We start from the raw sequence: 25,334 nt of genomic DNA on the forward strand, positions 1-25,334 counted from the left end.
ATTTAATTTTAGCTAATATAAAAATAAGGATTTTCTTTGTTTTTTAATTATAATTTTGTCAAAGTGAACAAAAATTCAAATTCCAATGAAAAAACAATCACAATATTATTAGGTTTAATCTCCATGATTTCCTTTTCCCAAAAGAAATGGACATTACAGGAATGTGAGGAGTATGCGGTGGAAAACAATTTGCAGGTCATCGCCAATAAACACAAAAAATCCCTTCAAGATGCCAATTTGAAGATGTCTCAAAATGAATATCTTCCTACTGTGGGAGTCAATATCGGAAATTCGATGAATTTTGGACAAACGCAAGGTTTTCAAGGAAGTATCGGACGAAATGATAATTTTAATAATTCGGCAAATATCGGAGTAAATGTCTTGATTTACAACGGAAATAGAGTAGCGAAGAACATCCGAAAAACGAAATACGATGTAGAAGCTTTGCAGTACGATTTGGAAACGGTGAAAAATAATATTTTGTTGCAAATTGTGCAGCAATATTTGGCGGTTATGCTCAACAGAGATTTTGAAAATCAATAAAACGGCGTTGGAAAATGCCCAAAAACTTTACGATAGAGCCAAAATCACCACGGAAGTGGGGACAACTGCACAAACGCTTTTAGCCGAAGTCGAATCAGCTCTTGCCAGAGAAAAACAGAGTTTTACCAATGCCGAAATAGAAATCAAAAGAAATCTTTTTGCATTGGCTCAGACGCTCCAACTGAAAGATTATGAGAATTTTGATTTAGAAGATTTTCCTATTTCTGACACCATAGACAATGCTCATTTTTACAATTTACAATCAGTAACTGAAACGGCTTACGCTCAGCAACCGCAAATTCTGGCTACGCAGAGCAGAATAATAGCTGTCGAATCTCAAACAGAAATTGCCAAAACGGCTTTTTACCCCACAATTTCAGCATCGGCATGTGTAGGTTCGTTTTATTTTAACTCGTTGGTAACGGATACCGTAGGCTTTGATATGTTTGGAAATATCATCCGTGAGAAAGGATTTTTCGAACAATATAAAACCAAATTCTTACAACAAATCGTACTGCAAATAAACATCTCGATTTTCAACAAAGGGAATACTAAATTGCAGGTAGAACAAGCCAAAATCAGTGAAGACATTGCGAGAAATAATTTGTCGATTAAGAAACAGGAACTCTTTCAATCCATTCAGAAAGTATTTTTTGATTTAGACACCAATTATGAAAATCATCAAGCGGCGTTGGAAGCCGAAAAAAGCACGAAGTTGGCATTGGATTTTGCAGAGAAAAGTTATAATGCAGGTCGCAGTACCATTTACGATTTAAACATTGCGAGAAACAATTACGCTAATGCCTAAGGCACTGTAGCACAGACCGAATACAATTTCCTATTTAGTATAAAATTGTTGAGTTTTACGCGGAGGGAAAGTTAAAGCTATAAAAAAAGGCTGTCCGAAAATGGGCAGCCTTTGGTTTTTATAATTTAGTCATATTATGAACCAATGTTTCAATAAATTTTCCGATAGGACCTTTGATCATCATTGCCATCATAGGATTGAATTCGCCTTGGAAAAACAATTGTACAGCAGAAGAATCAGAGGCAACTTCATCGATTTTAGCAGTCAATGTAAAAGGTAATTTGCTTGAAGCTGCACCCAAAATAACTTCAGATGTAGGTGTAGCCGATTTTTTTACCAATTTGATTTCGGGCATACCTTTCAAACCAAATTCAAAGCAATTTTCGTCAATTACTTCAAATTTTGAAGTGTTTTCAGGCATTAATTTTTCAAAATTTTTAATATCTGTCAATTGTTCGAAAATATATTGAGCAGATTTTTGTATCGTTACTTTTGGACTTTCTAAGTTCATTTTTTATGATGTTAGATGGTTATGAAATACTGTAAGCAAAACGCTGGAGGTAGGGGGTAATAAATGATTTCTTAATAGCAATTGTTCATTTTGTAATAAATCCCCTTCTCGCTACTTACTATCTACTTCTTACTGTTTACAAAATTATTTTCCCCAATTTGCTGGATCTTTGCTCCAAGCGTTTAAAGTATCTATTTCCTCAGATGAAACATACGATTGGTTGGCAGCTGCTTGAATCAAAGTAGGGTAGTTGCTCAAGGTAAACAAATCGATTCCTGTTTGTTTGAAGTTTTCTGCAGCTACATCAAATCCATAAGTAAATATTGCAGCCATACCTAAAATATTAGCATCAGCAGCTTTCAAAGCCTCAACTGCTTGCAAGCTACTTTTTCCAGTACTGATCAAATCTTCGATTACAACCACAGATTTTCCAGCTTCGAAATGTCCTTCGATTTGGTTTTGTCTTCCGTGTTTTTTAGGCTCAGGACGCACATATACAAAAGGAAGATCCAACGCCTCTGCAACCAACAATCCGATACCAATAGCACCCGTTGCAACCCCTGCAATCACATCAGGTTTGCCAAATTGTTTCAAAATGTTTTCAGAAAATTCTTTTTGAAGAAATTTTCTAATCTCTGGAAATGAAAGAGTTATACGATTGTCACAATAAATTGGCGATTTCCAACCCGAAGCCCATGTAAAAGGATTTTTTGGATTCAATTTTATTGCGTTAATTTGTAACAGCAATTTTGCTGTATTTTCTGCAGTTGTAGTATTAAAAATCATATCGTAAAATGTATAAAATTTTTATAAAGGATAAATTATTGGTTTTGACAAATCAATTGGAACAAGAGACTGATTGTCAAGTCTATTTGTTGGAAACAGTCAATCTGAAACAATTGTTTACCAAATATTTTGACGAAACCATTGACAAAGCTATTCTATATCATCCAAATAAAAAAATATTACTTGAAAAATTTCTCAAAAAAGTAGATGTAGAGCGAGCAGGTGGTGGTCGTGTTTACAATGATAAAGGCGAAATATTATTTATTTTTCGCAATGGACGATGGGATTTACCAAAAGGTGGAGTAGAAAAAAACGAAAAAATCGAGCAAACGGCAATGAGAGAAGTAGAAGAGGAAACTGGTTGTAAAAAATTGACAATCAAAGATAAAATTGCTGTTACCTATCACGTATTTAAGAGAAATGGTCGCTTCAAACTCAAAGAAACCCACTGGTTTAACATGAAATCTACTTATACTGGAAAATTGGCTGCACAATTGGAAGAAAATATCGAAAAAGTAGAATGGATTCAACCCAATGAGGTAACTGAAAAGCTGAAAAATTCTTTTGATAATATTCGTTTGTTGTTTGAAAAATAATTTTTTGTTGAGAAATGTATTATTAACCTAAAAACGTTTAACCTATTATAAATATGATTTTTAATGAAAGGGTTTGAGGAAAATCATTTTTTAATCTAAAGACGTTTAACCTATTTTAAATATGGTTTCTATTAGAAAAGATGTTTGGCTATTCCATTTTTAGTCTAAAATATTTTACATATATAAAAATAGAATTAACGATAAAAATTCATTCTTTTTCACAATAAATATTTTTATACAATTAGAGAAATATCGTACCTTTGTAAGGTTTTTTAAAGAATCATCCATAAATGGAAAGAATATTTGACAATACAGAACATGCGTTTGCATTGAAAAACAATGCTGAACTACAAAAGGCTTATTTTTTATTTAAAATGATAAGCAGTAATACTTTGGTAAAAATTGGTACTTCGTTGACCAATTTTGCTATAAAAACAAAACTACCTGTAAAAGGATTGATAAAATCTACTGTTTTTGATCATTTTTGTGGCGGTGTTACAGAAGAAGATTGCCTAAAAGTGGTGGACAAAATGTACACAAAAGGGGTTTCGTCTGTATTGGATTATTCGGTGGAGGGTAAAGAAACTCAAGAACAATTTGACCATGCGTTGGAGATGACCTTGCGTACCATTGACTTTGCGAAAAAAAGACAAGCTATTCCTTTTGCGGTATTCAAACCTACAGGAGTGGGGCGTTTTTATTTGTTTGAGAAAAAAGGAGAAAACAAAGCTTTTACAGCAGATGAACAAAAAGAATGGAATCGCATCGTAGAACGATTTGATATTATTTGTAAAACAGCTTTTGAAATGGATGTATTACTTTTGATAGATGCTGAGGAAAGTTGGATGCAAGATGCTGCTGATGAGTTGGTTTTGGATATGATGAGAAAATACAACCGCGAAAAATGTATCGTTTTCAACACTGCTCAAACATATCGTTGGGATAGATTGGATTTTGTGAAAAAGGTACACCAAATCGGATTGGAAGAAGGTTTTCATACTGGTTTTAAAGTAGTTCGTGGGGCGTATATGGAAAAAGAAAGAGCTCGTGCTGCTGAAAAAGGTTATAAATCGCCAATTTGTGCTACAAAAGAAGAAACTGACAAGACTTTCGATAGTACAATGACCTACATCGTGCAAAATATTAACAATAAAATGGCATTGTTTGCTGGTACTCACAACGAGGAAAGTAGCTATTTGTTGATGAAATTGATGAAGGAAAATAATATCAATCAAAAAGATGCAAGATTGTGGTTTGGTCAATTGTACGGAATGAGTGATAACATTAGTTACAATTTGTCTCATCATCAATACAATGTAGCCAAATATTTACCATTTGGACCTGTGTATGATGTAGTTCCTTATTTGATTCGTAGAGCTCAAGAAAACACTTCAGTTGCAGGACAAACCAATAGAGAATTAGACTTATTGGAAAAAGAATTGAAGAGAAGAAAAAAATAGTTGTTTTCAACTATCATTTCTTTATCTATTTATTGATAAAGTCAAAGAGAGAGTATAATTTTGCTTTCTTCTTTGACTTTTTTTTATTTTTATGAGAAATTTTATATATTGTAATCAAAAAAATGTTTGAAAATGTTTACACCAAATAAAACCAATATTTTTTTGTTGTTCAATTTGCCATCTGCTTTTTTTAGTGGAGTAAGAGCTGTTGAGATAGACGAATTTCACTCAAAAGTAAAAGTGCGTCATAATTGGTTTAATAAAAATCCGTTTCGTTCAATGTATTTTGCTGTTCAAGCAATGGCAGCCGAATTATCAACAGGTGTTTTGGTAATGAATGCTATCAAAAAAAGTATTGAAAATATTTCGATGTTGGTTGTTTCAAATGAATCTACCTTTTTGAAAAAAGCAACAGGAACCATCATTTTTACTTGTAACGAAGGAAAAGAAGTGCAATATACGATTCAAAAAGTCTTGCAAACAGGGCAACCACAAACGATTTGGATGGAAAGTGTGGGCGTAAATCAAAAAGGAGAGGTGGTGAGTAAAATGCGATTTGAATGGGCTTTGAAAATAAAAAAGTAGAATGAGTAATTTTCATTCTACTTTTAGGTTTTAATTTGTTTTTTTGTACGTACCCTCTACAGAAAAAGTAGGGATTTCTTTGCAAAATTTTGGAACTTTGTCTACCGTAATATCTTCGTAAAAAGCGTGCATATTGTTTTTTATGAAAATGAAACTCAATCGACCGTTTATGGTGTCGTTTAATTTATTGAGATTGACAGACAAGCGGTCTAAATCATTGATTTTTCCATTTAACTGAAATTGACAATATGATTTCAATGAGTCTTTCACCTCAGTTCCAATGAAATTTAAGGTGTAAATATCTTGTTTTGTCTTAAATATCTGAATTCTATTGTGTGTGCTAATGGTGTCTCCCAAAACATATGTTCCTAAAAACAAATCGTCAGTAAGTATATCAGAAGATTTGAAGGTATATTGAGATTTTAAATCGCCTTTAATATCCTTTAAATCAGATCCAACACGCATTATTGTTTGTGCATTTTTTATTTTATAAAACAATTTTTCATTGTCAAACGATGCAATAAATACAGAATCTTTCAGCTTCCATTTTCCATAATAGGTTTCAGGAAATTTGCTTTTTCCATCATAATAAATGGTACGTACCATAGTACTATCTTTGAAAAATTTGATAGAAGTTTCGATTCCATCACAATCAGGACAAGGCAACGTTGCGTCGTATTTTTTTGTAAAAATAGAATCTAATAATTCTGGTTTTATAAAAATATCAGAATCTTCCTTAGTTTTTTTATCACAAGAAGTATAAAAAACTAAAAATAAAGCAGAAACAAGAAATAAAGTATTTTTTTTCATAATGAAAATTTCTAATTGTCAAAATATTTTGTGAAATTATGAAAAGTATTTCAATTTCAAAAAGTTTGGGATAAAAAATGTGGAAAAAATGAAAGGATGTAAAATATACGAAATAATATTTTTAATTTTATTTTTAAAATAAGTATCTTTGCGGTTAAAACTGTCGATAATGAAAGTAGAAGAAACAAAACTGAAAGGTTGTTATGTCATAGAGCCAAATTTATATAAAGATGAAAGAGGTTATTTTTTTGAAAGTTTTAATGAAAAAGTTTTCAATGTGTTGACAAACAATACGATACATTTTGTGCAAGACAATCAATCTTTTTCAGTGAAAAATGTTATCAGGGGGTTGCATGCTCAATCGGGGAAACACGCCCAAGCAAAGTTGGTTCGTGTGATTCAAGGAGAAGTTATTGATGTAGCAGTGGATGCAAGAAAAGATTCACCAACATTTGGACAGTATGTAGCGGTAAAACTTTCTGCAGAAAATAATAGACAGTTATTTATACCACGAGGATTCTTACATGGATTTTCTGTGCTTTCAGAGACAGCAATTTTCTTTTATAAATGTGACAATTTCTACAATAAAGAGTCAGAAAATGGGGTACTATTCAATTCGCCAGAACTAAATATTGATTGGGGAATAGAACAAGGAAAAGAAATTGTTTCTGAAAAAGATTTGATTTTACCAACCTTTGATCAATTGTTTAGAAAGTAAATGAGAGTATTAGTAACAGGAAAAAATGGACAGTTGGGGTCAGAACTCTTTGAGTTGACAAATAATGATACCAATACATATGAATATGTATTTGTAGATAGAGAAAAAATGGATTTGAGTGATACTCAATCTATTTTGAAGGTGTTGCAATCTGTTCAACCACAATTGATTATTAATGCTGGAGCTTATACCGCTGTTGACAAAGCTGAAAGTGAATCAGAACTGGCAGATGCTATCAATCATCAAGCGATAAAAGCTATAGGTGAGTGGAGTAAGCAAAACAAAGCAAAAGTAATCCATATTTCTACAGATTATGTGTTTGATGCCAAAGATGATACTCCAATAAAAGAAAATCATGAAGTTTTTCCAATCAATGTGTATGGAAAAACAAAACAATTAGGAGAAAAAGCGTTGGAACAATCAGGAGCTGAGTTTGTGATTATACGTACAGCTTGGGTTTATTCAACGTATGGTACAAATTTCGTAAAAACTATGATCAAATTGATGGAAGAAAGAGACGAATTGTCTATTATCAACGATCAGGTTGGTTCGCCAACCTATGCACGAGATTTGGCTCAAGTGATTCTAAAAATCGTAGAAGGAGAATTTCATTCTGGTTATTATCACTATAGTAACGAAGGGAAAATTAGTTGGTTTGAATTTGCGGAAGAAATAAAAAGAATAAAAGGTTTGGAATGTCGTTTAACCCCAATTGCAACAGAGCAATATCCAACACCAGCATGTAGGCCAAAATTTTCTTTATTGGACAAGACAAAGATAAAAGAGACCTATAAAATCGAAATACCTTTTTGGAAAGACAGTTTGAAGGAAATGATGAGAAAGCTATAAATGAGAAAAAAGTATGGAACATGATAAAAGACCTTGGGGCGAATACTGGGTATTGGAAGATGCCGAAACCCATAAGGTAAAAAAAGTATTGGTAGAACAAGGAGGAAGATTGTCCTTGCAATATCACAAATTTAGAAGCGAAGTATGGACGATCGTTTCGGGAGTCGCTACAGTAACCATCGAAGGAGAAGTAAAAGAGTACAATGTAGGAGAGGTGGCTTATATTCCTCAAGGAGCATTGCATAGAATAGCAAATTATAGGGATAAACCTTTGATCTTTATCGAAGTACAATATGGTACTTATTTCGGAGAAGATGATATAATCCGAGTAGAGGATGATTATAGTAGGGAATAAAAATAAAGGCAAATGAATTTTAACATATTACAAAACAAAAAAATATTAGTAACAGGTGGAGCAGGATTCATTGGTTCTAATCTTACAGAAAAATTATTGGAGTTAGGAACGATTGTTACAGTTTTAGACAACTTTGCAACAGGGCATTATCATAATATTGAAGCATTTTTATCTAATCCTAATTTTACTTTGATAGAAGGAGATATCCGTGATTTAGAAACTTGTAGAAAAGCTTGTGAAGGACAGGATTTTGTCTTGCACCAGGCAGCTTTAGGTTCTGTACCGCGTTCTATTCATGATCCAATTACTAGTAACGATGTGAATGTAGGCGGTTTCCTTAATATGCTGGTAGCTGCGAGAGATGCGGGAGTAAAACGCTTGGTTTACGCAGCGAGTTCTTCTACTTATGGTGATTCTAAATCGCTACCTAAGGTGGAGGATGTCATCGGAAAACCTCTTTCTCCATATGCGATTACCAAATATGTGAATGAACTCTACGCCGATGTTTTCAAAAGAACTTATGATTTTGACACCATCGGATTGAGGTATTTTAATGTGTTCGGAAGAAGACAAGATCCCAATGGAGCATATGCGGCGGTCATTCCGAAATTTGTGATTCAGTTGATGAACCACCAATCGCCAACGATCAACGGAGATGGTACCTATTCAAGAGATTTTACCTATATTGATAATGTAGTGCAGATGAATCTTTTGGCGATTACTACTGAAAATCAAGAAGCTTTAAATCAAGTGTACAATACAGCAGTAGGAGACCGAACAACTATTAAAGATATGGCGGAACTGCTCAAAAAATACCTATCGGAATACGATCCAAAAATTGCCGATGTTGAAATTCTTCACGGCCCAATCGTCAAGGGGATGTACCACATTCATTAGCAAGTATAGATAAAGCGAAAGCTAATTTAGGTTACAACCCAACGTATATTTTTGCACAAGGATTGAAAGAAGCTGTAGATTGGTATTGGAAAAATTTGAAATAATCACAATTATCACCATAATGTATTTATAATAAAGTAAAAAGATTTGAAGTAATAAAATTATGGAAAATAAAAAAATTGCCGTTATTGGTCTTGGATATGTAGGATTGCCATTAGCAAGACTTTTTGCAACAAAATATTCAGTAGTTGGATTTGATATCAACACTGAAAGAGTTTCAAAACTCAATCAAGGACACGATGATACTTTGGAAGTATCAGATGAATTGCTTCAATCGTCATTAGTAAAAGAAAATCCTTTTTCTAAGAATGTTAATGGATTATTGTGTTCTTCAAATTTAGAAGATATCAAAGACGCAAATATTTACATCATTACAGTGCCAACTCCTGTGGATAAAAACAATCGTCCTGTGCTTACGCCTTTGATAAAAGCTAGTGAAACGGTTGGAAAAGTGTTGAGTAAAGGAGATATAGTTGTTTATGAGTCGACGGTTTATCCAGGAGCGACGGAAGAAGACTGTATTCCTGTGGTGGAGCGAGTTTCTGGAATGAAGTTTAACGAAGATTTTTTTGCAGGATATTCGCCAGAGCGTATCAACCCAGGGGATAAGGAACATACAGTTGATAAAATTTTGAAGGTAACTTCGGGTTCTACACCAGAAATTGGAAAAATCGTAAACGATATTTACAAATCGGTGATAACGGCAGGAACGCATTTGGCTCCGACGATCAAAGTTGCCGAAGCAGCTAAAGTGATTGAAAACTCTCAAAGAGATATTAACATTGCTTTTGTTAATGAATTGGCAAAAATCTTCAACTTGATGGATATTGATACCCATGCTGTATTAGAAGCTGCAGGAACAAAATGGAATTTCTTACCTTTCAAACCAGGGTTGGTAGGTGGACATTGTATTGGCGTTGATCCTTATTATTTAGCACAAAAAGCACAAGAATATGGTTATCACCCAGAAATTATTTTGGCAGGACGCAGACTGAACGATTCTATGGGGAAATATGTTGCCGAGCAAGTGGTGAAAGCAATGATTAAGAAAAATATCAATGTAAATGGTGCTGAAGTGTTGATGTTGGGAATTACTTTTAAAGAAAACTGTCCTGATGTTCGCAATACCAAAATCGTTGATGTGATTGCTGCTTTGGAAGACTTCGGTGTAAAAGTGACTACTTATGATCCTTGGGCAAATCCAGAAGAAGTTATTCATGAATACGGAATTGCCAGCCACCAATCATTAAATGCTAACCAAAAATTTGATGCAGTTGTATTAGGTGTCGCTCATAATGAGTTTAAAACATTAGATATCAATTTATTGACTAAGGAAAATGTAGTTGTGTATGATGTGAAGGGGATTTTGAATACTGTTGATGGAAGACTTTAATTGAGAGTGTGAGAGTATGTGAAGGTGTGAGCGTGAGATTGTGGAAATATGAGGCAGTATTTTGATAAAGACAATTAACCATAAAGATTCTCCTCCATAGGAGAGTTAGAGAAGGATAAGTTATAACATTATGAAAATTATCAATGTAGTTTTGACAGGAGGTGTAGGAAGTCGCTTGTGGCCGCTTTCTCGTAAAGAAAAGCCAAAACAATATCTCAATTTGCTAGCGGGAAAATCCCTGTTCCAGCAAACAGTGTTGAGAAATCAAACTGTGGCTACGGATTTGATGATTGTGGGGAATAAAGACAATTCTCACTTGTCAAAGTCACATTTAGAGGAACTTAATATTGCACAATATACAGAAATAGTAGAAGCTGAACCGAGAAATACAGCAGCAGCAATTGCTTTTGCAACCTTAGCGGTTGATAAAGAAGATATATTGATTATAACGCCATCGGATCATTTGATTGAGGATTTGGATTTGTATAATCAATGTTTGGAACAGGCAATACAGTTGGCAAAAAATGATGCGATTGTAACCTTTGGGCTAAAACCTACCAAACCAGAAACAGGCTACGGATATATTCAAATTCGTGATAACAAAGTATTAGGATTCAGAGAAAAACCAAATGGAGATACGGCTAAAGATTTTATTAAATCGGGTGATTTTTATTGGAATTCTGGAATATTTTGCTTCAAGGCAGGTACATTTCTTAAAGAATTAGAACAATACGAACCGGAGGTTTATCAAAAATCTAAAGAAGCCTTTGAAAAGAGTAAAAATGGTGTTTTACCATTAAAGGAAAGTAAAGAAATTCCTTCTATTTCAGTAGATTACGCTGTGATGGAATGCACCAAGAAATTACAAGCAGTTATAGGAACCTTTCGTTGGTCGGATATGGGGTCGTTTGAATCTATTTACGAATACTTGATTTCCAAAGGATATCCAACAGACAAAAATGGAAATATGGTCATTGGAACGGATATTCAAACAGAGTTTTTAGGAGTTGAAAACACCATTTTTGTTTATACCTCAGATGCTATTCTTATTCTGAAGAAAGAAAAAGCACAGGATGTGAAGAATGTGTATGAAAAGTGGGAGAAGTTGAGAAGGTAACAAAGTAAAAATATGGGAGAGTATGAGGTATAAAGGAAGAAATTAAAACTAAAAATTAAGTAGTGACAATAAAAGATAAATTGAATAAAATGAAGAATTTAATTCTCAATAATAAAAAAATTATTGAAAACTATTCTTTTATGACTGTTTTACAAGTGCTAAATTCATTTTTTTATTTCATTATTTTTCCATATTTGATAAATACATTAGGTAAAGAAAACTACGGACTGTTTGTTTTTGCTACCTCTATCATGTCCTATTTTATATTAATTATGAATTACGGATTTGATGTGCCAGCGATAAAGGAAGTAGCGAAAAATAAAGAAAATAAAGAAAAACTTAGCGAAATCGTTTCGAGTATTTTTACGGCTAAAAATTATCTATATGGAGTAAATATTCTTATTTTTTTAGGGTTGTTGTTTTTTGTTCCTATTTTTAGTCAAAATAAGATTTTATTTATTTCTTGTTTTGTTTTAGTTTATAAAGATATTATATTTCCGCAATGGTTTTTTCAAGGGGTACAGGAAATGAAATTAGTTACATTCATACAATTGGGGTGTAAGTTGATTTCGTTGCCTCTAATTTTTCTTTTTGTCAAGATTCCTACTGATCTACCTGTTTTTTCAATAATAGTAACTTTAACTACATTATTTGGGGGAAGTTTTGCTTTTTTTTTATTACAAAAAAGATATGGGGTAATAGTAAGAATAGCTACTATTGATAAAATAAAACCTTGGTTTAAAGAAGGAGCACATTTTTTTTATAGTTTACTTTTTGTCTCTATCAAGGATTATAGTGTCCCTGTTATTATTGGAACTTTTTTAGGAATGAAGGATGTTGCAATTTATGATTTAGCTAGTAAATTAGTTGCTGTTCCAAGGCTTCTTTCAGCAAATATAAATAGAGTGATTTTTCCTAAGTTGATTGTAAATATAAAAAATCAAATGGTTAAAAAAATTATTAGATTTGAAACTATAGGGGCTTTGATAGTAATGTTGCTTATTATATTTTTAGGGAAATATCTTGTATTATTTTTAGGGGGCGAAGATATGGACGGGGCATATTATTTATCTATTCTGCTCAGTTTTACAATTATGTCTTGGATGTTGGTAGGGGCTTATACATATTTTGTTTTTATTCCTAATAATGTAAATTATTTATTAACAAGAAATCAGTTTTTATCATTAATAAGTTATTTTGTTTTTGTAGCAATAGGGCTATTGATTTATAAAAATATTTTAATTTTAGGTGCAGCCATTGCATTTTCAGCCTTAATAGAGCTTATTTATTGTTATTTTGCAATAAAAAAACACAAATTACTATAAATATAATTAGCAGAGATGTGTGGTATATATATGACAAATCTACCTTATGAAACAACAGAGGTAGAAAAAAAAATAGAAAAAATTAGATTCAGAGGTCCTGACAATCTTTCTGTAAAAAAGATAGGAGATTTGTTATTGGGGCATCTTAGACTTGCTATTTTAGATTTGGATTCAAGGTCAAATCAACCTTATTCTTATAAAGGTTATCATATTTCATTTAATGGAGAAATATATAATTTTGGAGAGGTAAAATATGAGTTAGAAAATTTAGGATATACTTTTGATACTGAAAGTGATACGGAGGTTCTTGTAAAAGGGTATGCTCAATGGGGAAAAGGTGTATTGCTTAGATTAAATGGAATGTTTGCTTTTGCGATTTATGATGAGCTAAAACAAGAAGTGTTTTGTGCAAGAGATAGATTAGGAGTAAAGCCTTTTTATTATTTTTGGAAGGATGGGAAGTTTGAAATTTGTAGTCAATTGAAACCAATACATACCCAAACATGTAAGGTTTCTTCCGAAGCGATATCTATTTATTTAGATTGCGGGTATATACCGAGTCCTTTTACAATTTATGAAGATGTTTATAAATTGCAACCAGGGTCGTATATGTTGATAGATTTAAACAAAAAAGAGAAGTATATTGAGCGTTATTGGGATTTACAAGAGGTTAAGCAAACAAGTTTATCCTACAGTGAAGCAAAAGAAAAATTGCATCAATTGCTGATCGATGCGGTAAAGATTAGGATGCAATCAGATGTGCCGTTAGGAACATTTTTATCTGGAGGTATTGATTCTGCTTTAGTTTCTGCTATTGCCAGCAAATTATCGAAACAAAAAATAAATACTTTTACAATTTCTTTTGATGATCCTAAATATGACGAAAGCAAGGTGGCAAAGCAATATTCTCAAATTATAGAGAGTAATCATATAGAAACCCTTTGTAAAGCATCAGATGTATTGGAAAGAATACAAGATATGATTAAGGTGTATGATGAGCCTTTTGCAGATAGCTCTGCATTACCTTCTTTGTTATTAAATAAAGTAACTAAAGAAAAAGTAACGGTTGCTCTTTCTGGTGATGGTGGAGATGAAAGTTTTTTAGGATATTTACATTTTAAAAACACTCAAAAGTTTAAAAAAATATCTTGGATTCCTTTTTTCGTTAGAAAGGCAATAAGTAGGTTGCCAATTTATAAACTGATTAAATCGCGACCTGAAACAATAAAAGGTTTCTTATCTTGTAAAGACGAGGAAGACTTTATAAAAAAATGGTTTCTAACAAATGATAGCCAATGTTTGAAACCTGACTATAGTTGGATAGATACTTATTATCCTCAGTTTAAAAGATTGTCTTCAGATAGTATACAAAAAGCGGCAGATTTGAATATAAAATTATGGCTTGAAAACGACAGCAATGTGAAAGTAGATAGGGCGAGTATGGCATCGTCTGTAGAGATAAGGAGTCCATTTTTGGATTATAGAATAGTTGAATTTGCAAGAACATTGCCTATAGAATTTCGTTTAGATAAAGGACTGAGTAAAAAAATAATAAGAGATATTTTAAAAGAGTATATTCCCGAAAAAGTATTTACTCAACCTAAAAAAGGTTTTGCAGTACCAATGGGGAGTTGGCTTAGAAATGAACTAAAACAAGATGTATTGAGTAAATTGAATGATGAGTTTTTAAAAACAATTCCCAATTTAGATATTCCAAAATTTAAGAAGAAATTACAGCAGCATATGGATGGAAAGTATGATTATTCATTTAATATTTGGAAATTGTTCGTTTTAGCGTTATGGACAGATGAGTATCAAATAAAATTGAGATAAGGATGATTAGTAAGTTAGTTCGTTTATACCGTAAGTTTTTTTGGACAGATGAAAAATTTGCCAGGTTTGTAGGAGTTAAAATAGGTGAAAATTGTGCTATTGCAACAAGAAGTTTTGGTTCGGAGCCTTATCTGATAGAAATAGGCAATAATGTGCAAATTACCAAAGGAGTTTCTTTTGCTAATCACGGAGGTTCTTGGGTATTGAGAAAATACGATTCTAAATTTGATTTTTTTGGAAAGATAAAAATTGGTAATAATGTGTATATTGGCAACAATGCTATTGTTTTGGCTGGGGTTACTATAGGAAATGATGTACTTATAGCAGCTGGAAGCGTTGTTACAAAAAGTGTTTCAGATGGTTGTATTGTCGGTGGTAATCCAGCGAGAGTTATAGGAAATATTGAATCTTTTTATGAAAAAAGTAAACCATATAATGTACAAGCAAAAGGTTTGAGTTATCAAGAAAAAATGGAGTTGTTGTTATCGTTAGAAGAGAGTAAGTTTATAAAAAAATAAACTATAGTAGAATGTAAAAAAATGAGAGAATTATCGGGGCTTTTTTTGTTATTAGTATCATTATATACTACATTATCTGTTTTTTCTCTAATGAAGAGAGGAAGATTTTCTGGATATCTATATGTGATATTTATCGTACTTATTTTTTTTGTGTCTCATTCTATTTTAGATACTTTTGGACAAATAGTTTTTTTAGATTATTATCCAGAAATTATTAAAACATTAGAAGACGATACTGTTGCTATAGTGTACGATATTTATATTTCATTATTTCTAATTTTATTAGTAAAAGGAGCAAAAAAGAATATAAATAATGAAAGAAAAATTATATTTGACAATATCGCAAGGGAAACAGGAATGAGATTATATATATTATTTAAAAAATATAATTTCATTTTTTGGTTTATTTTTATTCTTCCTTTATTGGTTACTTTATTAATAGGAGATTATGGATATTATTCTTCTTATTTAGAAAGGTATTTTATTGAGGATGTACCAGAATCTCATTCGATAATTGATAAGTTAGTCCTTATTGGAGTTTTATTAGGAGGATTTATGGCGGTTTCCGTACTGTACAAGAAAAAAATGAATCCTCGAAGTGTTGTATTACCAACAATGCTCTTTATTTTTGTTGTAGAAGGTGTTTATTTTTGGATTTATGGGAAAAGGAGTATTGTAGTTCTATTTTTCGTTTTATACATAATCCTTTTGTCGATAACAAAGGCGATTTCTACCAAAAAACTTTTGAGATATGTTTTTATTATATTCGTTTTTTTTATTTCCTTTATGAATTTTTACGGAAAAGGGATAAAAGAAAATATAGAAGAAACTTATGTAGGGATGCGTGTGGATTTTGGTCGTGATTACGGATTAAAGTATGCTATACATAATGATTTGATATTAGATAGAAATATAGTGCCTTATAAAATGGCTTCATTTATTTTTACGGGAACTTTTTTTCTCCCTAGAGAAATATGGGCAGAGAAGCCTCATCCTTATGCTGTTTATTTTACAAATTCAGCATTTGGAAATTTTGGAGAAAGTCGTATGTATGGATGGGGGCTAACTACCTCTATACTTTCGGAAGCAATATCCAATATAGGATTTTTAGGTTTGTTTATTGGACCTTATATCATATTATATATATTGAAAAGAGAGGTGAGGAGTTCTAATCCCTTTTTTAAACTGTTCTCTATTTTAGTAGCAATCCTTTTATTGCTATTAGAAATAATTGCATTTATGCCTTTGTTTTTACTGTATTTGTGGATGTTACTAAAAGAAAAAAAGAGTCATAATTTTAGAATTTAATAACAATATTAAATATGAAAAAGGTTGTGTTTTTTGTGTCACATTTAGATAGCGGTGGAATAGAAAATTATTTGCTGAGATTTTTGCAATATAAAGCCAATTCTTTTTCAGAAATTGTAGTTTTTTGTAAGAGTGGTAAAGATGGGCAGTTAGATAATGAGTATTTACAAATTCCTAATGTAAAATTAAAAAAACAATATATTAGTTTTTTCCATCCTTTACACTATATAAATCTAATACAGTTTTTTAAACAAGAAAAATTTGATGTGGTTTGTGATTTTACAGGAAATTTTGCAGGACTTGTACTTTGGAGTGCAAAACAAGCAAAAATAAAAAATCGTATTGCATTTTATAGAGGAGCTACTGACCATTTTGCACAAAGTTTTTTCAAAACAAAATATAATGATTTTGTAAAGAATAAAGTTTTAAAAACAGCTACACATATCTTGGCTAATTCACAAGCTGCATTAGATTATTTCTTTGGAAGTAAGAAAGATAAGAGATTTCAAGTGATTTATAATGGATTGGATATTTCTAAATTTGAAGTGGGGAGTACAAACCTTAGAAAAGAGTTTAATATTTCCGAAAACGCTTTTGTAATTGGACATACAGGACGATTGAATGAAGCCAAAAACCATCCAACTATTTTGAAAGTAGCAGAAAAATTAATTAAGAAACATCAAGATATTTATTTCATACTTTGTGGAAATAATGTAAAAAATGGCTTGGAACAAAAGGTCAAAGAATTAGGGATATCTGATAAAGTATTGCTTTTTGAAAATAGAAGAGATATACCGCTGTTTCTCAATACAATGGATACTTATTTTTTCCCGTCTATTACTGAAGGACAACCCAATGCCTTGATTGAGGCGATGATAATGGGACTTCCTTTTGTAGCTTCTGATATTGCACCTATAAAGGAAACCGTTTTGGAGCAAGATAATCTTTACAATCCTTGGGACGAAGAGGGATTTATGAAAGCATTGGAACAATTGTATTTTTGTGGAAAAAAGAGAAATGAAGAAACAAAAGTAAAGATTAGAGAAAAGTTTAATCATAAAGAAAGATTTGAAGAATTTTATAGAAAATTGATATGAAAACAGGAAGACAAAGATTTTCCAAAAATAAAAAAATAATCAATTTATTTGTGAAAATATTTAGGCTACTACCTAATTTTATTTTACACTTCTTATGGGATTGTGTCTCTCGATATTCACAAATTATTTTTGTAGGTTTGAGATATATCATTTTAAAGTCTCGTATTAAATCTTGTGGAGATAATGTTAAAATTGGTACGAATGTACAAATTTTAGCGTGGGACAAGTTATCAATAGGAGATAATGTGAGTATTCATAGCAATTGTTACATAGATGCCAATGGAACTATTGAAATAGGCAATAATGTTTCTATCGCTCACAATACATCTATTTTATCTACAAATCATGATTGGAAAGATACCAATTTACCAATCAAATATAATCCGATTATTTTTGGAAAAGTAGTCATTGCCGATGATGTTTGGATAGGCTGTGGTTGTAGAATCTTAGCAGATGTATGTATTTCGAATCGTTCCGTAGTAGCGGCAGGAGCTGTTGTCAATAAAAATGTAGAAAAAAATACAATAGTAGGCGGAATACCTGCTAAACTAATCAAACAAATCTAAAAGATGAAATTGCTTTTTGTTCACGACCATCCATTTTTTAGTGAAAATAAATTAGTTTATAGTGGAGGAGGATTGCCTCATACGGCTTGGAAAAATTATTTAATTAATTTTACAGAAGTAGCAATCTATGCTCGGTTGAGTGATAATGTCAAAAATAAGAAAATCATTTCATCTACAGAAAATGTTTCTTTTCATTTGACACAAAAGTACAGTTCTGCTTTCAGTTTGCTAAAAAATAAAAAAGAAATAGAAAAAGAGTTGTTACCATTGGTGCAACAAGCAGATGTGGTATTGGTAAGATTGCCCAGCATTTTAGGAATAATTGCAGGAAATATTGCGTATAGTAAAAAAAAGCCCTTATGGGTAGAAGTAGTGGGTAATGCAGAGGAAGCCATGGCTGCACAAGGGTCTTTGCTAGGAAAAATAAGTGCAAAGCCTTTGGAATTTTTAAATAAAAAACTCATTCAAAAAGCAGATTTTGTAACTTATGTTACTAAAAACAAATTGCAGAAAGATTATCCTGCACATCCTAAGGCTGTTAGTTTTTCTCTTTCTGATGTTATTGTGTCAAAAGTTTTATGTATAGATGAGTTGGACAAGACAAGGTTTTCAGGCGATATATTCCACATTGGCTTAATTGGAGGGTTTGATGCAAAATACAAAGGACAAGATGTACTTTTGAAAGCAATAGCTCTGTTGGACAAGGAGATACAAAAGAATATCAAAATCCATCTCGTAGGGAAAGGAGATTATTCGTGGGTATTGGAACTTGCAAAACAATTAAATCTTATCTCGAATTTGGACTATATAGATCCTTTGGAAGCAGGAGAAGAGGTTAACAATTTTTTGAAAACACTATCCTTATATGTACAACCATCTTTGACTGAAGGGATGCCAAGAGCTACAATAGAAGCAATGGCAATGGGATGTCCAGTTATAGGGAGTCGTGTAGGAGGAATTCCAGATATTGTTTCCTCAGAATTTTTACATGAAAAAGGTGATTATAAAACACTTAGTCGCCATATAATGCGTTTGTATTTGGATAGAAAAGTGCTAGAAAAAGAAGCTGAACAGAGTCTGGATAAAGCTATCCCTTATTTAAAAACGAATCTTGATAAGATTAGATTGGATTTTTATAAAAAAATGAATCAATATTTGCACAAATAAATGTTTAAAATCTTAAATAAAAAAGTAAAAGGAGTAGAATGGTTTATTCCTATAATTTACGGAATGGTTATTTGTATTTATCCATTTCCTGAAACATTTGACATTGCAAGATTCTTTAAATTTTATGATATTTTTTCGAATAATCCCTTTTTGTCTGATATACAGATAAATATTCTTATAAATTCTCCAGATATTATTGCTAAATTAGTTTTGTTATTTTTAGCAGAATTGGGTTTGCCTATTGAGATATTTTTATTTTTTTCGGCATATATTACTGGGGTATTGTTTCTATTGGTTTTTAAGGAAATTTATATTTCTTATAATAAGATTTATCCTTCTATTGGAGGGTATTTATTGATATATTTTCTGTTGTCGGTAGCAGGGATTTTATCAGGGATAAGGAACATACAAGCATGGGCTTTTGTAATGTTAGCAATGGTATTTTTAGAAAGCCGTAATGAAGTAAAAATAAAGTCTTATATTTATTTGTTATATGGAGGGTTGGTACATTATGCCGCTTATGCTTTTTTACCGATTTTTTATTTTAGAAATCGTCTGAATAATATTTCTATAAATCAAATTTTAAAGATCGGTAGTATAATTTCCATTGTTCTTTTAATAGGTGTTTTAAATATAGAACATACATTTTTCAATAGGTTTGGAAATGCCTGGTATCATAAGTTTGACTTTTATTTTTATAAAAGCGAATTTTTAATTTCAAGCTTTAGAAAAGGATATTTAAGTTTTTTATATAAATTTTCGTATACTTATTTGCCTTTTATTATCGGTGTTTATCTTTTAGTAAATGCACCATTAAAATTTCAAAGTCATTTGATATTAAAAACAGGAATGTTTTTAGGATTGATATTTCTATTTTTTCCAGACATAATGAATCGTTATACACTTTTTTTAAAAATTGGTACGCTATTTTATGTTATATCATCGAGGTTGTATAGAGAAAGTATAATAGCTAAAATATATTTATATGTTATTGTGATATTTGCATTATTAGAACAATATTTTTTTTGGAAACAGGTGTTGTTTTACAATACTTCCCTATAAAATGATATAAATTATTATTTTCTTTAGATGATTTTTTTAATTGGGTAATTTATTAGAGTTTAATAAGTTTAATAATGAAAAAACTAATTAGAATAACCACCGTCCCTATTTCTTTGAAAACCTTACTGAAAGGACAACATCGTTTCATGTCTGATAATGGATTTGAAGTGGTGGGAGTGTCTTCTTTTGAAAAAGAATTAGGTGAGGTTTCAGAAGATGAGGGCATTCGTACCGTGGCTATTGAAATGTCAAGGCAAATCACTCCTTTACAAGATTTAAAGTCGCTTTGGAAAATGTGGAGTTTTTTGAGAAAAGAAAAACCACAAATCGTTCATACACATACTCCCAAGGCAGGTATTATAGGAATGTTGGCAGCAAAGTTGGCAGGAGTTCCTCATCGTTTGCATACCGTAGCAGGGTTGCCATTGATGGAAGCTAAAGGAAATAAAAGAAAAATACTCAATTTTGTAGAAAAACTCACCTATGCCTGTGCTACAAAGGTTTATCCCAATTCCAAAGGGTTGTATGATTTTATTTTGAAAGAAAATTTTGCAGAAAAAGAGAAATTAAAAATCATTGCCAATGGTTCTTCCAACGGAATAAACACAGAGCACTTCTCTCCAGAGAGCATTTCTGACCAAGAAAAACAAGAGTTAAAAAAGACATTGAATATACAATCTGACGATTTTGTTTTTATTTTTGTAGGACGATTGGTCGGCGACAAGGGCATTAATGAACTCATAACCGCCTTTTCAGAATTGAATTTGCCTGATATAAAACTCTTATTGGTAGGGACTGAAGAAAAAGATTTAGACCCACTTAGTACAAAAACTATTGAGGAAATAGAAAGAAATAAAAACATTATTGCAGTTGGTTTTCAGAAGGATGTTCGTCCGTATTTTGCCATTGCTGATAGTTTGGTTTTTCCCAGCTATCGCGAGGGTTTTCCTAATGTAGTAATGCAAGCGGGGGCGATGGGATTGCCAAGTATTGTTTCCAATATCAATGGATGTAATGAAATTGTAGCAGAAGAGGCAAATGGTCTGATAGTTTCCTCTAAATCTGTACAAGAACTAAAGCTAGCAATGAAGAAAATGAAAGAAGATCAATCCTTATGCTATTCGTTGCAGCGAAATAGCCGTAGAATGATTGTGGAAAGGTACCAACAAGAAATAGTTTGGAAAGCTCTTTTAGAGGAATATAACTTTTTAATAGCAGCGAAAAAAGTATAAAGTGTTTTTTTGTAAGTCGAATTTTACAAAATCGAATCTTTTTTGTAAAGTTTATTTTATAATTTGCTATCTTTGCTGAGAAATAAGCAGTGGATAATGGAGAAATTGATTGAAAAATTTTATCGAAAAATAGCATCTGTTGAGACATCTTTTGTTAGAAATAAGATGCACGAAATCAATTGGAAAGCAAGATTGATTGGCATCAAAGGGCAAAGAGGAGTAGGAAAAACCACATTTCTTTTGCAGTATATTAAACTTTATTTTTCTGAAAATCTGAAAAATGTTTTGTATGTAAGTTTAGATGATTTGTGGTTTACGGAAAATAAATTGGTAGATTTGGCGGATACTTTTGTAAAACACGGAGGGAAAATTCTGTTTTTAGACGAAGTTCATAAATATCCTCTGTGGTCTCAAAGTATTAAAAATCTGTATGATGATTATCCAGAATTAAAAATTGTTTTTACAGGATCTTCGATGCTTGAAATTCTAAATTCTCGTGCGGATTTAAGCCGTAGGGCAATTGTTTATCAGTTAGATGGATTGTCATTCAGGGAGTATATTCATTATGTTTCGGGGGTAAAATTAGAGACATATTCTTTACAGGAGATTATTGAAAATCATATATCTATATCTAGTGAGATTGTTCAGAAGATAAAACCTCTTGAATATTTTCAAGAATATTTGAAATATGGTTATTACCCTTATTTTAAGGAAGACCCTTCTTTGTTTTTGATTCGATTACAAGAGGTTATCAATTTTATTTTGGAAATAGAAATTCCTCAACTCAAAGAAGTGTCTATTCATTTTTTACCGAAAATCAAACAGTTATTGTTTGCCATTTCTGAGTCGGCACCTTTTATGCCAAACATAAGTAAATTGAGTGAGAGGATAGGTGTATCGAGAGAGACTTTGCTAAATTATATCCAGTATCTTAATGATGCACAGTTGATTAATATATTATACAAAGATACCAAAGGGATTACCCGTTTGCAAAAACCAGATAAGATTTTTATGCAAAACACCAATTTGTCTTACAGCTTTGGAAATGTGGAAAAGGGAAGTCTTCGAGAAACTTTTTTCGTCAATCAAATTCGCAATACGCATCAGATTTCCTACTCTGATATAGGTGATTTTAAGGTAAATAATACTTGGATTTTTGAGATTGGAGGAAAAAACAAAACGAAAAGGCAAATTAAAGAGGTACAACAATCATTTATTGTAGCCGATGATATTGAATTTGGAATTGGTAATAAAATACCACTTTGGTTGTTTGGTTGTATGTATTAGAATGGTTTTGATTAAGAAGTATAGTAACGAATAAAAAAAATGTATAAAACTTTCATAAAACCCTTATTGGATTTCATTTTGGCATTAATAGGATTTTTACTATTGAGCCCTGTGTTTATTATAGTGACTATAGGTTTGTTTTTTGCCAATCAGGGTAAGCCATTTTTTTTTCAGCTTCGCCCAGGAAAAGATGGGAAAATTTTTAAAATCATCAAGTTCAAAACTATGAACGACAAAAAAGATGAACACGGGAACTTGCTTCCCGATGCAGCTCGATTGACAAAAATTGGTAGCTTGGTAAGAAAGACGTCTTTAGATGAAATTCCACAATTGTTGAATGTTATCAAAGGAGATATGAGTTTGATAGGACCTCGACCGCTATTGCCTCAATACTTGGAACTTTACAACGATTTTCAACGCCGAAGACACCAAGTGAAACCAGGCATCACGGGGTGGGCTCAAATAAATGGACGCAATGCCATTTCTTGGGATAAAAAATTTGAATATGATGTTTGGTATGTAGATCATATCAGTTTTGGATTAGACTTGAAAATATTATTTTTAACAATAAAAAAAGTGTTTGTTCGCGAAGGAATTTCGCAAGATGGACAAGCAACAACCGAAGAATTTAAAGGGAATAAATAATGTTGTTATTTGGAGCAAGTGGACATGCAAAGGTAATTATTGATATTTTACAAAAATCAGGGGGTAAGATTGATAAAATTCTTGACGATAATCCGAAATATAGTAATATTTTCGGAATTTCTGTAGAAAAAAATTCCAATCATGTTGTCTTCGATCAAGAAGCTATTATTTCTATTGGGAATAATGAGATTCGTAAAAAGATAGTAGAAAAGTATCATTTCAAATACATTAAAGCCATTCATCCTTCGGCTGTAATTTCTCCTCATTCTAAATTAGGGGAAGGTACGGTGGTGATGGCAAATGCTGTATTGAATCCCGATGTGCAAATAGGTAAACATTGCATCATAAATACCGGAGCCATTGTGGAACATGACTGCAAGATAGAAGATTTTGTACATATATCTCCTAATGCCGCTCTTGCAGGGAATGTGCAGGTAGGAGAGGGAACACATATTGGAATTGGGGCAAGTGTGATACAAGGAGTGAAAATAGGAAAATGGGTAACCATAGGTGCAGGTGCTGTGGTGATTAGAGATGTTCCTGATTATGCTACAGTGGTAGGAAACCCTGCCAAGGTGATAAAGGTAAAAAACAATGCTCATGCACTATAATAGTGCAAAAAAATAAATAAAATGCACTTAGGTAGTGCAAAATTGCGAAAAACAAAATAAGATGAACACAAAAATATGGCTTTCCTCTCCGCATATGGGAGGTAATGAACTCAAATACGTACACGAGGCTTTTGATGAAAATTGGGTAGCACCTCTAGGGCCGAATGTCAATAATTTTGAGCTAGATTTAGAGAAATTTATTGGAGAAAATACTAAGATTGTTGCTCTCTCGGCAGGTACGGCTGCTTTGCATTTGGCATTGATTATTCTTGGAGTAAAGGCAGGAGATGAGGTGATTTGCCAAAGTATGACTTTCTCGGCGTCGGCAAATCCTATTGCATATCAAGCGGCAACACCTATATTCATCGATAGCGAACCCAACACTTGGAATATGTGTCCAGTAGCATTAGAGGAAGCCATTAAAGACCGTATTGCTAAAGGGAAAAAGCCCAAAGCCATCATCGTGGTACATCTCTATGGAATGCCTGCGAAAATGGACGAAATTTTGACCATTGCCCAAAAATACCAAATCCCTGTGGTGGAAGACGCTGCCGAAGCCTTGGGAAGTAGTTATAAAGGACAAAAATGCGGTTCGTTTGGCGAAATGTCTATTTTGAGTTTCAACGGAAACAAAATCATTACCACTTCGGGCGGAGGAGCATTGGTCTGCAAAACGCAAGAACAAAAAGACCAAGCTGTATTTCTTTCTACACAAGCCAGAGACAATGCACCTCATTATCAGCACTCTCAAATTGGGTACAACTACCGAATGAGCAATATTTCGGCAGGAATCGGTCGTGGACAAATGGAAGTGTTAGAAGAGCGAATTGCCCAACGAAGAGCCAATCACGCCTTTTACAAAGAACTTTTTAAAGATATGGAAGGCGTTACGCTTTTCACCGAACCAAGCGAAGATTTTTATTCCAACCATTGGCTTTCGGCGATTGTCATTGATGAAGACAAAGCAGGGTTCCATCGTGAAGACTTGCGTTTGAAGTTTTTAGAGGAAAATATCGAGTCGCGTCCGTTATGGAAGCCGATGCACTTACAGCCCGTATTTGCCAACGCTCCTTATTATGGAGGAAATGTTGCCGAAACGCTTTTCAACAACGGACTTTGTTTGCCATCAGGAAGCAATTTGACCGAGGAGGATAGGGAGAGAATAGCAAAAGTGGTAAAAAAATGGTAAAATAAA

At 32.4% G+C, this 25,334-nt stretch carries 26 protein-coding genes and 1 pseudogene; 24 read left to right on the forward strand and 3 right to left on the reverse strand.

The genetic code is table 11. The features are described 5' to 3' along the window. Positions 1-63 precede the first annotated feature (63 nt). Both AB4865_RS08260 and AB4865_RS08265 read left to right on the forward strand, forming a co-directional pair. Positions 64-543 (forward strand): TolC family protein, encoded by a 480-nt coding sequence (locus AB4865_RS08260; protein WP_372472806.1) that lies wholly within the window; start codon positions 64-66, stop codon positions 541-543. Next, positions 530-1,351 carry a TolC family protein gene (locus AB4865_RS08265; RefSeq protein WP_372472807.1) on the forward strand — a complete coding sequence of 274 codons (822 nt, stop codon included), beginning with the start codon at positions 530-532 and terminating at the stop codon, positions 1,349-1,351. Before AB4865_RS08260 ends, AB4865_RS08265 begins: the two co-directional genes overlap by 14 nt. A 118-nt stretch (positions 1,352-1,469) precedes the next feature. Here AB4865_RS08265 and AB4865_RS08270 read toward each other — a convergent pair whose 3' ends face one another. Together AB4865_RS08270 and pyrE are read right to left on the reverse strand one after the other, a co-directional pair. Then, on the reverse strand, positions 1,470-1,862 hold the full coding sequence (locus tag AB4865_RS08270) for an SRPBCC family protein (protein WP_372472808.1): 393 nt from the start codon (positions 1,860-1,862) through the stop codon (positions 1,470-1,472). A gap of 144 nt (positions 1,863-2,006) precedes the next feature. Beyond that, positions 2,007-2,648, reverse strand: a complete 642-nt coding sequence (gene pyrE, locus AB4865_RS08275) for an orotate phosphoribosyltransferase (RefSeq protein WP_372472809.1) — start codon at positions 2,646-2,648, stop codon at positions 2,007-2,009. Between the two features lie 8 nt (positions 2,649-2,656). Here pyrE and AB4865_RS08280 point away from each other — a divergent pair, with 8 nt between their 5' ends. The 3 genes from AB4865_RS08280 (at position 2,657) to AB4865_RS08290 (ending at position 5,289) form a co-directional block, all read left to right on the forward strand. Further along, on the forward strand, positions 2,657-3,244 hold the full coding sequence (locus tag AB4865_RS08280) for an NUDIX hydrolase (RefSeq protein WP_372472810.1): 588 nt from the start codon (positions 2,657-2,659) through the stop codon (positions 3,242-3,244). 290 nt (positions 3,245-3,534) lie between these two features. Beyond that, positions 3,535-4,704: a proline dehydrogenase family protein gene (locus AB4865_RS08285; RefSeq protein WP_372472811.1), complete on the forward strand. Its 1,170-nt coding sequence runs from the start codon at positions 3,535-3,537 to the stop codon at positions 4,702-4,704. Positions 4,705-4,836: 132 nt separating this feature from the next. After that, positions 4,837-5,289: a DUF4442 domain-containing protein gene (locus AB4865_RS08290; protein WP_372472812.1), complete on the forward strand. Its 453-nt coding sequence runs from the start codon at positions 4,837-4,839 to the stop codon at positions 5,287-5,289. 30 nt (positions 5,290-5,319) lie between these two features. On the opposite strand, the gene AB4865_RS08295 is transcribed toward AB4865_RS08290, so the two are convergent. Continuing rightward, positions 5,320-6,099: a copper resistance protein NlpE N-terminal domain-containing protein gene (locus tag AB4865_RS08295; RefSeq protein ID WP_372472813.1), complete on the reverse strand. Its 780-nt coding sequence runs from the start codon at positions 6,097-6,099 to the stop codon at positions 5,320-5,322. Positions 6,100-6,268: 169 nt separating this feature from the next. On the opposite strand from AB4865_RS08295, the gene rfbC reads away from it, so the two are divergent. From rfbC to AB4865_RS08390, 19 genes and pseudogenes are all read left to right on the forward strand, one after another. Further along, positions 6,269-6,817, forward strand: a complete 549-nt coding sequence (rfbC, locus tag AB4865_RS08300) for a dTDP-4-dehydrorhamnose 3,5-epimerase (protein ID WP_372472814.1) — start codon at positions 6,269-6,271, stop codon at positions 6,815-6,817. Then, a complete protein-coding gene (gene rfbD, locus AB4865_RS08305) occupies positions 6,818-7,666 on the forward strand; it encodes a dTDP-4-dehydrorhamnose reductase (RefSeq protein ID WP_372472815.1) in 849 nt (282 codons plus the stop codon). Between the two features lie 13 nt (positions 7,667-7,679). Further along, positions 7,680-8,021, forward strand: a complete 342-nt coding sequence (locus AB4865_RS08310) for a phosphomannose isomerase type II C-terminal cupin domain (RefSeq protein WP_372472816.1) — start codon at positions 7,680-7,682, stop codon at positions 8,019-8,021. 12 nt (positions 8,022-8,033) lie between these two features. Continuing rightward, positions 8,034-9,022, forward strand: a pseudogene (locus AB4865_RS08315) (SDR family oxidoreductase). A gap of 59 nt (positions 9,023-9,081) precedes the next feature. Then, on the forward strand, positions 9,082-10,371 hold the full coding sequence (locus AB4865_RS08320; RefSeq protein WP_372472817.1) for a nucleotide sugar dehydrogenase: 1,290 nt from the start codon (positions 9,082-9,084) through the stop codon (positions 10,369-10,371). Between the two features lie 130 nt (positions 10,372-10,501). Further along, positions 10,502-11,488 carry a mannose-1-phosphate guanylyltransferase gene (locus AB4865_RS08325; protein ID WP_372472818.1) on the forward strand — a complete coding sequence of 329 codons (987 nt, stop codon included), beginning with the start codon at positions 10,502-10,504 and terminating at the stop codon, positions 11,486-11,488. A gap of 89 nt (positions 11,489-11,577) precedes the next feature. After that, on the forward strand, positions 11,578-12,813 hold the full coding sequence (locus AB4865_RS08330; protein WP_372472819.1) for an oligosaccharide flippase family protein: 1,236 nt from the start codon (positions 11,578-11,580) through the stop codon (positions 12,811-12,813). A 30-nt stretch (positions 12,814-12,843) separates the two neighbouring features. After that, on the forward strand, positions 12,844-14,646 hold the full coding sequence (asnB, locus tag AB4865_RS08335; protein WP_372472820.1) for an asparagine synthase (glutamine-hydrolyzing): 1,803 nt from the start codon (positions 12,844-12,846) through the stop codon (positions 14,644-14,646). 2 nt (positions 14,647-14,648) lie between these two features. Further along, positions 14,649-15,164, forward strand: a complete 516-nt coding sequence (locus AB4865_RS08340; protein ID WP_372472821.1) for a DapH/DapD/GlmU-related protein — start codon at positions 14,649-14,651, stop codon at positions 15,162-15,164. 21 nt (positions 15,165-15,185) lie between these two features. Continuing rightward, positions 15,186-16,472 carry a hypothetical protein gene (locus tag AB4865_RS08345; protein ID WP_372472822.1) on the forward strand — a complete coding sequence of 429 codons (1,287 nt, stop codon included), beginning with the start codon at positions 15,186-15,188 and terminating at the stop codon, positions 16,470-16,472. 35 nt (positions 16,473-16,507) lie between these two features. Beyond that, a complete protein-coding gene (locus AB4865_RS08350) occupies positions 16,508-17,569 on the forward strand; it encodes a glycosyltransferase (protein WP_372472823.1) in 1,062 nt (353 codons plus the stop codon). A gap of 137 nt (positions 17,570-17,706) precedes the next feature. Next, positions 17,707-18,135 carry an acyltransferase gene (locus AB4865_RS08355; RefSeq protein WP_372472824.1) on the forward strand — a complete coding sequence of 143 codons (429 nt, stop codon included), beginning with the start codon at positions 17,707-17,709 and terminating at the stop codon, positions 18,133-18,135. 3 nt (positions 18,136-18,138) lie between these two features. After that, complete coding sequence (locus AB4865_RS08360) at positions 18,139-19,302, forward strand: glycosyltransferase (protein ID WP_372472825.1); 1,164 nt, start codon at positions 18,139-18,141, stop codon at positions 19,300-19,302. Beyond that, positions 19,303-20,364 (forward strand): hypothetical protein, encoded by a 1,062-nt coding sequence (locus AB4865_RS08365; RefSeq protein WP_372472826.1) that lies wholly within the window; start codon positions 19,303-19,305, stop codon positions 20,362-20,364. A gap of 74 nt (positions 20,365-20,438) precedes the next feature. Next, complete coding sequence (locus tag AB4865_RS08370) at positions 20,439-21,596, forward strand: glycosyltransferase family 4 protein (RefSeq protein WP_372472827.1); 1,158 nt, start codon at positions 20,439-20,441, stop codon at positions 21,594-21,596. A gap of 96 nt (positions 21,597-21,692) precedes the next feature. Further along, positions 21,693-22,883 (forward strand): ATP-binding protein, encoded by a 1,191-nt coding sequence (locus AB4865_RS08375; protein WP_212901298.1) that lies wholly within the window; start codon positions 21,693-21,695, stop codon positions 22,881-22,883. 39 nt (positions 22,884-22,922) lie between these two features. Continuing rightward, positions 22,923-23,528 (forward strand): sugar transferase, encoded by a 606-nt coding sequence (locus AB4865_RS08380; RefSeq protein WP_212901297.1) that lies wholly within the window; start codon positions 22,923-22,925, stop codon positions 23,526-23,528. Beyond that, positions 23,528-24,139: an acetyltransferase gene (locus AB4865_RS08385; protein WP_372472828.1), complete on the forward strand. Its 612-nt coding sequence runs from the start codon at positions 23,528-23,530 to the stop codon at positions 24,137-24,139. Before AB4865_RS08380 ends, AB4865_RS08385 begins: the two co-directional genes overlap by 1 nt. A 61-nt stretch (positions 24,140-24,200) precedes the next feature. Then, complete coding sequence (locus AB4865_RS08390; protein ID WP_372472829.1) at positions 24,201-25,328, forward strand: DegT/DnrJ/EryC1/StrS family aminotransferase; 1,128 nt, start codon at positions 24,201-24,203, stop codon at positions 25,326-25,328. The last annotated feature ends 6 nt before the right edge of the window (positions 25,329-25,334 follow it).

Origin of the sequence: Capnocytophaga sp. ARDL2 (assembly GCF_041530365.1) — a bacterium.
Lineage (GTDB): Bacteria > Bacteroidota > Bacteroidia > Flavobacteriales > Flavobacteriaceae > Flavobacterium.